Raw genomic sequence first — 7,745 nt, forward strand, 5'->3', positions numbered from 1 at the left:
TCGACTATGACGTGATCGGTCGCGGTAGTGCGCAGGACCTGTTCGACGAGCAGCTGGATGTGCGCGACCTTTTGCGCTCGCAAGAGCAAACAGAATGGGTGATCGTGTCGACCGGTATGTTCACCAGTTTCCTGTTCGAGCCGTCGTTCGGCGTGGTGAACCTGCAGGTAGGCACGGTGCATGCGCTCGGCAGCTGGGACAACGCTGTAACCGTGACGACAGCTGCCGACATTGGCGCGGCGACCGTGGAGATCGTGTTCTCCGAGCCACGCGTGGCGAACCGGATTGTCTATCTGGCGGGCGACACGGTGACCTATCGTCAACTGGCCAATGCCGTAGATGCAATATTGAGCCTTAACGTGCGCCGTGTTGTATGGAGCGTTCCGCAACTGGCGGAAGAACTTACCTTGGAGCCTGACAATTCGATCAGAAAATATCGTGTGGTCTTCGCGCAAGGCGCAGGTGTGGCGTGGCACAAAGACCGGACCTTCAATGCGCAACATGGCATTGCCGTCAGCGATATGGAGGAATGGATGCGCAAAAACCTTCTGAAGCGCGAGGGCCTCTACTCTTCAAAAGTATCTGCTTGAGACTCTACTTTAGGTCTTCGGCAGTGCAGATTTTCGACCTCGACGGCGTGGCTTCGGTTCGACGCCCACGCGCGAATCGCGTGCGAGCACGAGCGCCGTCATCCTCTGCGCGACGGCTTCGAATGCCGGGTCGTCTTGCGGAACATACAGCCATTTTCCGAGCACGGGATGCGGCCTCAAGGCAGGCATTTCTTCAATGAGCGCGGCGTGGCGCTCCTGCGATGTGCACACCAGCAAGCCGTTCCAGGGCTTTGCGCGATCAGCGGCAACCAGACACAAGAGGCCCTCGATATAGGCGGCATCGCAGCCGAACATCGGCTTGCGAACGTAGGTCGCATCGCGCTCGAATGCTTCGAAGATCCAGACAAGTGAGTTGCGGATGGAAGAGGGCATCGCGTGTAGTTCCTCGGGCCGGCAGCGAGACCGAGCTTACCCTGGTTTTGGCCTTAAACTGGCGGTTCCCCATCGTCCTCAGCGGAACCTGCGCAACCGCCCTGAGCGTCCTGTTCAGCTGAAAGATCTGCAGAAACTCGTGTAGCGTGCCCGGATCTCGCACTCGCTCATCCTACATAGTGGCATACGCAGAAAAGTGATCGGATTGCCCCGGGCACTGCTCTAAGATAGTGCGCGGTTCAATTTGCAAACATCGATGCATTCCATGAAGGCTCAATCATGACAAATCCAATTGCGATCGGTATTGCGGGCGTTGGAAAAATCGCCCGTGATCAGCATTTGCCGGCCCTCGCGGCAAATGACGGCTTCAGGCTCATTGCCGGCGCAAGCCGTAACGCCACGGTAGACGGAATCAACAACTACCCGAGCATCGAGGCGATGCTCAAGGCAGAGCCTGCGCTGCAAGCCGTTTCTCTGTGTGCGCCGCCGCAAGTGCGCTTTGCCCAGGCAAGCGCCGCGCTCGCCGCTGGCAAGCATGTGATGCTGGAAAAGCCGCCGGGCGCAAGCGTCGCGGAGGTGGGCGTCCTGGCGGAACTCGCTCTGCAGAATCAGTGCACGCTATTCGCCTCGTGGCATTCGCGCTACGCACCTGGCGTCGAAGCCGCGCGCAGCTGGCTCGCCGCTCAGGAGGTTACGGGCGTGCACGTGCAATGGAAAGAAGACGTACGGCGCTGGCATCCGAACCAGGACTGGATCTGGCAACCGGGCGGACTCGGCGTGTTCGACCCGGGTATCAACGCGTTGTCCATCGTCACGCGTATCTTGCCGCGCCCGTTTTTCCTGAAGGCGGCTGATCTGCTGGTGCCGGCTAACCGGCACAATCCGATTGCAGCGAACCTGGACTTTACCGACGCCGCCGGCACGCCGATTCGCGCGGAGTTCGACTGGCGCCATGGTCCTGAGGAGTTGTGGCAGATCGACGTCACGACACAGGGTGGAACACTGCGTCTGTCGCAAGGCGGCAAGCTTCTGGAAATCGACGGCAAGACGGTGGATGTCGGCCCGGAGCGCGAGTACCCGAACCTTTACGTGCGCTTCTTCGAATTGATTGCGAATGGTACGAGTGACGTGGACGTTCGCCCGCTTCAGCACGTCGCCGACGCCCTGTTGCTGGGCGACCGTAAAACAGTCGAGCCGTTCGTCGAATAGCCAGACACATCCGCACAAGCGAGCTCGCACACGACGCTCTGCAATCTGAGTCACTCTCTCACGCTACCCCGAATCGGCCTCGGCCGATTCGGGCGCGTGTCTGCTCACATGTTGAGAATCGACGCCGGACCACGAACCGTTGGTCTCGCGCTTTGGGCGTCGCCCCGCGCCCGCGCCCAGGAAGTCAGATGGCGAGGTTGATCGTCGTCTCGTGCTTCGAAGATGAATGCGTAGTCGACGGCGACGTAAGCTGCTGGGTTTGAGCCTGCATTTGCTCTTGCTGTTGCTGCTGCTGGGCCTGAATCTCTTTCTTCATGATTTCCTTGACCTTGTCTTCCACCTTCTGGCGGTCTGCCGGCGACATGTCGGCCAATTGCTGCGGGGTGATACCAAGCTGCGCGAGGATCGCCGCCTCCATTCGTTGCGCCGGAGATTCCTTCACATAGTCGGTCAACTGGCCGAGTAGCGACTGGAAAGACGGGGCAGCGCCGCCGTTAGCACCATTTGAAAACGCACCATTGGCATTGCTGGTGAACGACGAGGTGGCGTTAGGAACTTGCATGACGAAAGGTCTCCGGTGCGAGGTCGGACTGCGTGAAATGCCTTGGGATTTCGCAGTATGCGCTTCACCGTCTTCTGGCAAATCCAGGAGGAATCGTGCATTTGCCCCCTATTTCTGGCAATGAGCTGAGGAGAGGGCGCCCAGCGATGCCGGGCCCAGGCGGCTACTCCATCAATACAGCGACCGCTACCTCAGGCTGGTCGACGCGCGCTAGCGGTTTTGTATCGGCGTAGCGCACCAGCAGCCAGCTAAGGATGCCTGCGATGCCGGAGAGCAGTGCGGCTGAATACATCATCGTTTGATAGCCATTGGCGAAGCTTTGTACGGCCAGCGCGTGCAATGATGCCTGTCCGCTGCGCCCGATCGTTCCCGTCAGATCGCCGGCGGCGATCCTGCGAATAAAGTCATGTTGGTCGCCTGACTGCGTGTGCGGAAAGGCGCCCGCTACGGTCGCCGAGATGCGCGCGAACAGCACGGCTCCGAGCGCCGCAAAGCCAACCACGATGCCGCTGAAGCGTGCGGTTCCGGACACGCCCGAGGCCATTCCTGCGCGTTCGGGCGGAATGACCGTCATGCCGACTTTGGCAATTTCGCCGTTAAGGATGCCGGCGCCGCATCCAGCAACCAGCATTCCGCCGAGCAGGGATAGATAGTTGAAGCGCGGGATTTCCGTTGCCATCCAGGCAAGTCCCACTGTGATCAATAGAAGTCCCATGCTTATCAGTGCGCGGCCGCTGATTCGATAGGTCAGATGCGATGCCACGAGCCGAGGCACGACAAACAGTGGAACGGCCATCGGCAGCATGAGAAGACCGGCTTCCTGGGGTCCATGGCCGAGCCCGCGCTGTAGAAATACAGGCACGAAAGTCAGCATGGTCAACAGGGAAGCGGCATAAACCACCCCGGCGATGTTCGCGCCGATATAAGTGGGGATGCGGAAGAAACGCAGATCGAGCATCGGCCGGGACTGCCGGGTTTCGACTACGATGAAAGCGGCGAGGAGCATGATTGCCGCCGCGAATTCGCTGAGGATCCTCGGATTGCTCCAGCCGTCGCGGTTGCCGGATATCAGCGCAAGTGTCGTGAGAAAGAGGAAGGCGCTAAAGGAAAGGAAGCCGAGGTAATCGATGCGGAGCGCGTTCGGATCTTTGGACTCTTCGACTGCATAGACCGTCAGTGCGATCATGATCGCGCCAACCGGGACGTTGATGTAAAACGCCCATTGCCATCCGAACAGCTGGGTGATGAAACCGCCGGCCACCGGTCCGAGGGATACCGCGATGCCGATGACCGAGCCCCAGAATGCAAACGCCCGCGCTCGCTCCGGGCCGCGGAACGTGTGCGACAGCGTGGCTAACGCAGCGCTTAACTGCATGGCAGCCCCGATTCCCTGGACTGCGCGAGCGCCGTTTAGCGCCGCCGCGCTCGGCGCCATTCCGCAGATTAGCGAAGCGAGCATGAAGACTGCCAGTCCAACCAGCAGCATCCGTTTGCGGCCGTAGCGATCTGCGAGTGCACCAGCCGTCATCACGAGCGAGGCAAACGTCAGCATATAAGCGCTGATCACCCATTCGATATCAGCAAAATCCGCATGCAACGAGCGTGCGATGGAGGGCAACGAGACCGCGACGATATTCGAGTCGAGGTTGATCATGAACGAAGGAACAGATACGCACAGTAGTACGAGAAAAGTATGCAACTTATGCTGCGCGGGAGGATCGTCTAGCGTGTTCATGACATGTTCCATTCGATGAGAGAGCAATTAGTAGCATATACCCGTATTAAAATATGGGCATATGCTACTATCTGTCAAGCACATTGACGTGGAGAATGGGACGTGGCCAAAACAGCACAGGCAACAGGCGCTAAAGACCTGCGGCGCCCGGCGTCCGGTCAGCAGCTGGAACTCGCAGACGCGACCCGCTGCAATGGAACTGCGCTTCGCAAAGCCATGCGCCGGGTCTCGCAGCTTTACGATGAGGTGCTGGCGCCTTGTGGCCTGCGCTCAACGCAGCGTTCGCTGCTGATTCATATTGCGCGGGCTGAGGCACCTACCATGGGTGAGCTGGCGGTCGCGCTGGTACTGGACCGATCGGCGCTCGCGCAGAATCTCAAACCGCTTGAACGCGACGGACTCATCGAGATTCAGGTCGACGAGGAAGACCGGCGCAGCCGTCGAATCAAGCTTACGTCGCTGGGCAAAGCAAAACTTGCAGAGTCAACCAGGCTTTGGCAGAAGGCCCAGCATCGTTTCGAACACGTATTTGGTGAAGAAAAAGCACGCGCGTTGCGCAAGTCGCTTCTCGTGATCGCGTCGGAGAACTTCGAACACGCCTTCCGGGAGGCCCCGGAAGCGTGATTCGGTGGGGCGCCTGCAAATTCATGCTGCGCGTCACTGCGCTGCAAGAATTGCCTTTGGCTCAAGAAAAGCCTCTAGCCCGAAAGTACCGTACTCGCGACCCATACCGGATTGCTTGAATCCGCCAAACGGTGCGGCCGGCTCGTGGGCGAGCGTGTTGACGAGGACGCGACCGGCTTCGATCCGCACGGCGACCTCGCGGGCACGCTTCGCATCCGCGGAAAACACGTACGCTTGCAAGCCGTATTGGGTGTCGTTAGCAATGGAGATCGCTTCTTCGGTATCGCGGTACGTGATGATCGACAGCACCGGGCCGAAGATTTCTTCGCGGGCAATCGTCATGTCGTTGGTGACATCGCTAAAGACAGTGGGACGCACGAACCATCCTGCGCCAATGCCGTCCGGCCGCCCTTCGCCGCCCGCGATCAGACGCGCGCCTTCGTCGATGCCAATGCGGATATACCGCTGCACGCGCTGCCATTGCTTCTGGCTGACCATCGGGCCGACACTCGTTTGCGGATCGCGTGGATCGCCAGCCTGGATTCGCGCCACTTCTTCGCGCACGCGTGCTTCGAACTCCGCTAGCCGGTTTTGAGAAACGAGAACGCGCGTACCGGCGATACAAGCCTGGCCGCTATTCATGATGCCGGCTTGAATCGCAAGCGGTACGACCTTGTCGAAGTCTGCATCATCCAGTACGACGACAGGCGACTTACCGCCCAGTTCGAGCGTGACGCGCTTCAAGGTATCCGCAGCAGTGCGCAGAATCGTCTTGCCGACGGCCGTGGAGCCGGTGAACGACAGCTTGGCGACATCGGGGTGCGAGCTGATCTCGGCGCCGACTGTTTCGCCGCGGCCAGTGACGATGTTGAAGACGCCAGGCGGCAGGCCCGCTGCGTGCAGCGCTTCAGTGATGACGCGGGTCTGCAGCGCGCTCATTTCGCTCGGCTTGATCACGGCTGTGCAACCGGCGGCCAGCGCGGCTGCCAGCTTGCCGCAGATGAAGCCCGCATCGCTATTCCACGGAGTGATCAGCCCCGCCACGCCAAGCGGCTGCATCACGACTTCGGCCGTGCCGGCGCGGCGTGTGAATGCGTAGTCTTCCAATACCTTCGCCGCTTCGAGCAGCACACTGCTCGCGTGCTGGGCCATCCATCGGCCACGTGACACCGGCGCGCCGTATTCCTCGGTAATGGCCTCGTAAAGCTCATCCTCTTTCGCGACGACGGCTGCGTGCATCTGCTTGAGCATTGCAATGCGCTCGTGCTTGCCCGTGCGCGAAAACGCCGGAAACGCGCGCTTCGCGGCGGCAATCGCATCGCGCGCGTCGTGTGCGTCGGCGAGTACCACGCGGCCAATCACCTGTTCGGTGGCCGGATTGAAGAGGTCGAATAGCTCGTCGCCGTGCGGCTTGACGAACGCACCGTCGATATAAATCCTGTCGATGATCTGCATGGTTGCTCCCGGAAAACGTTCTGGACGACACACGATAGACCTGCACGATTGCGTTGACTAGCCTTACAATCCGACATGTAACGTTGAGCGATTTGGGATAATGAAAACCTCAGGTCTGAGTGAACTGGAAGCGGTGCTGGCGGTCTCGCGACATCGCAACTTTCGGGCGGCCGCCACCGAACTGGGCGTATCGACGTCCGCGCTCAGCCACGCGGTTGCCGGGCTCGAGTCGCGCATCGGCGTGCGGCTCTTCAATCGCACGACGCGCAGCGTGTCCTTGTCGGAAGCGGGCGCGCAGTTCGTCGACAGTGTCGCGCCCGCGCTTTCTACGATCCGCGTCGCAATCGAGCAGGCGGGCAGCTTTCGCGATACCGTGTCGGGGCTGCTGCGCATCAACACGTCGGCGGGCGCTGCCAGGCAGGTGATGCCGGTCTTTATCGAATTTTTGCAGCGCTACCCGGAGATGAGGCTCGATATCGTCACCGAGGGAAGGCTGATCGACATCGTCGCCGAGGGGTTCGACGCGGGCATCCGGCTTGCCGAAACGGTTCCTCAGGACATGATTGCGGTGCCCTTCGGCGACACACAGCGTTTCGCCGTCGTTGGCAGTCCATCGTATTTCGCCCGTCACAAACCGCCGCGCACGCCCGGCGATCTGCACGCGCATCAATGCATCGGCACTCGGATGCCGAGCGGCGCGATCTATCATTGGGAGTTCGAGCGGCACGGCGAAGCGTTGCGTATCGACGCCAAGGGCCCGTTGCTGCTCGACGATCCGGGACTGACGCAGCAGGCCGCGCGGGCCGGTCTTGGTCTTGCGTATATGAGCGAGTGGAACGTTGCGGCGGATCTGCAAGCCGGCACGCTGATTCGTGTGCTGGAAGCGTGGACCCCGCCGCTCGATGGTCTCTGCCTGTATTACCCGGGCCGCCGGCACGCGCCGGCCGGATTGCGCGCCCTCATCGACCTGATCCATGAACACGCGGATGCCATGCGACGCAGCCGGACGCGCCCGTCATCGAAGGGCAGTGGGCGCAAGGCGCGAACCCGGTGAAAAGACTGCAGGCCGACTCGGACCAAAGAGCCGCAAATCGCCCCCGGCTACTTCGCCTGCGGCGGTTTGACCTTTGGCTTTGCCCTGGCTTTCGCATTGGCTGTATTGAGGTCGATCGCGGCA

Annotated in this window: 8 protein-coding genes; 4 read left to right on the plus strand and 4 right to left on the minus strand. The window is 60.7% G+C overall.

The window, feature by feature from the left end; all coding sequences use genetic code 11:
* A partial coding sequence (locus tag VGH41_RS24060) for an NmrA family NAD(P)-binding protein (RefSeq protein WP_331600158.1) occupies window positions 1–590 on the plus strand: 590 nt, incomplete at its 5' end.
* 9 nt (window positions 591–599) lie between these two features.
* Here VGH41_RS24060 and VGH41_RS24065 read toward each other — a convergent pair.
* Window positions 600–983 carry a hypothetical protein gene (locus VGH41_RS24065; RefSeq protein ID WP_331600159.1) on the minus strand — a complete coding sequence of 128 codons (384 nt, stop codon included), beginning with the start codon at window positions 981–983 and terminating at the stop codon, window positions 600–602.
* A gap of 279 nt (window positions 984–1,262) precedes the next feature.
* Between VGH41_RS24065 and VGH41_RS24070 the strand changes: the two genes are divergently transcribed.
* Window positions 1,263–2,192: a Gfo/Idh/MocA family oxidoreductase gene (locus VGH41_RS24070; protein ID WP_331600160.1), complete on the plus strand. Its 930-nt coding sequence runs from the start codon at window positions 1,263–1,265 to the stop codon at window positions 2,190–2,192.
* 184 nt (window positions 2,193–2,376) lie between these two features.
* On the opposite strand, the gene VGH41_RS24075 is transcribed toward VGH41_RS24070, so the two are convergent.
* Together VGH41_RS24075 and VGH41_RS24080 are read right to left on the minus strand one after the other, a co-directional pair.
* On the minus strand, window positions 2,377–2,754 hold the full coding sequence (locus tag VGH41_RS24075) for a hypothetical protein (RefSeq protein ID WP_331600161.1): 378 nt from the start codon (window positions 2,752–2,754) through the stop codon (window positions 2,377–2,379).
* Between the two features lie 163 nt (window positions 2,755–2,917).
* The gene (locus VGH41_RS24080) at window positions 2,918–4,489 is read right to left on the minus strand and encodes an MFS transporter (protein ID WP_331600162.1); all 1,572 of its coding nucleotides are present in this window, start codon (window positions 4,487–4,489) and stop codon (window positions 2,918–2,920) included.
* A gap of 216 nt (window positions 4,490–4,705) precedes the next feature.
* On the opposite strand from VGH41_RS24080, the gene VGH41_RS24085 reads away from it, so the two are divergent.
* Window positions 4,706–5,113, plus strand: coding sequence for a MarR family winged helix-turn-helix transcriptional regulator (locus tag VGH41_RS24085; protein ID WP_331600167.1), 408 nt, complete (start codon window positions 4,706–4,708; stop codon window positions 5,111–5,113).
* Between the two features lie 33 nt (window positions 5,114–5,146).
* On the opposite strand, the gene VGH41_RS24090 is transcribed toward VGH41_RS24085, so the two are convergent.
* Entirely contained in the window at window positions 5,147–6,568 is a 1,422-nt protein-coding gene (locus tag VGH41_RS24090; protein WP_331600163.1) for an aldehyde dehydrogenase family protein, read from the minus strand.
* A gap of 100 nt (window positions 6,569–6,668) precedes the next feature.
* Between VGH41_RS24090 and VGH41_RS24095 the strand changes: the two genes are divergently transcribed.
* Window positions 6,669–7,622, plus strand: a complete 954-nt coding sequence (locus tag VGH41_RS24095; protein ID WP_331600165.1) for a LysR family transcriptional regulator — start codon at window positions 6,669–6,671, stop codon at window positions 7,620–7,622.
* Window positions 7,623–7,745 lie beyond the last annotated feature (123 nt).

It is taken from the genome of Paraburkholderia sp. (assembly GCF_036488795.1).
Classification (GTDB): Bacteria; Pseudomonadota; Gammaproteobacteria; order Burkholderiales; family Burkholderiaceae; genus Paraburkholderia.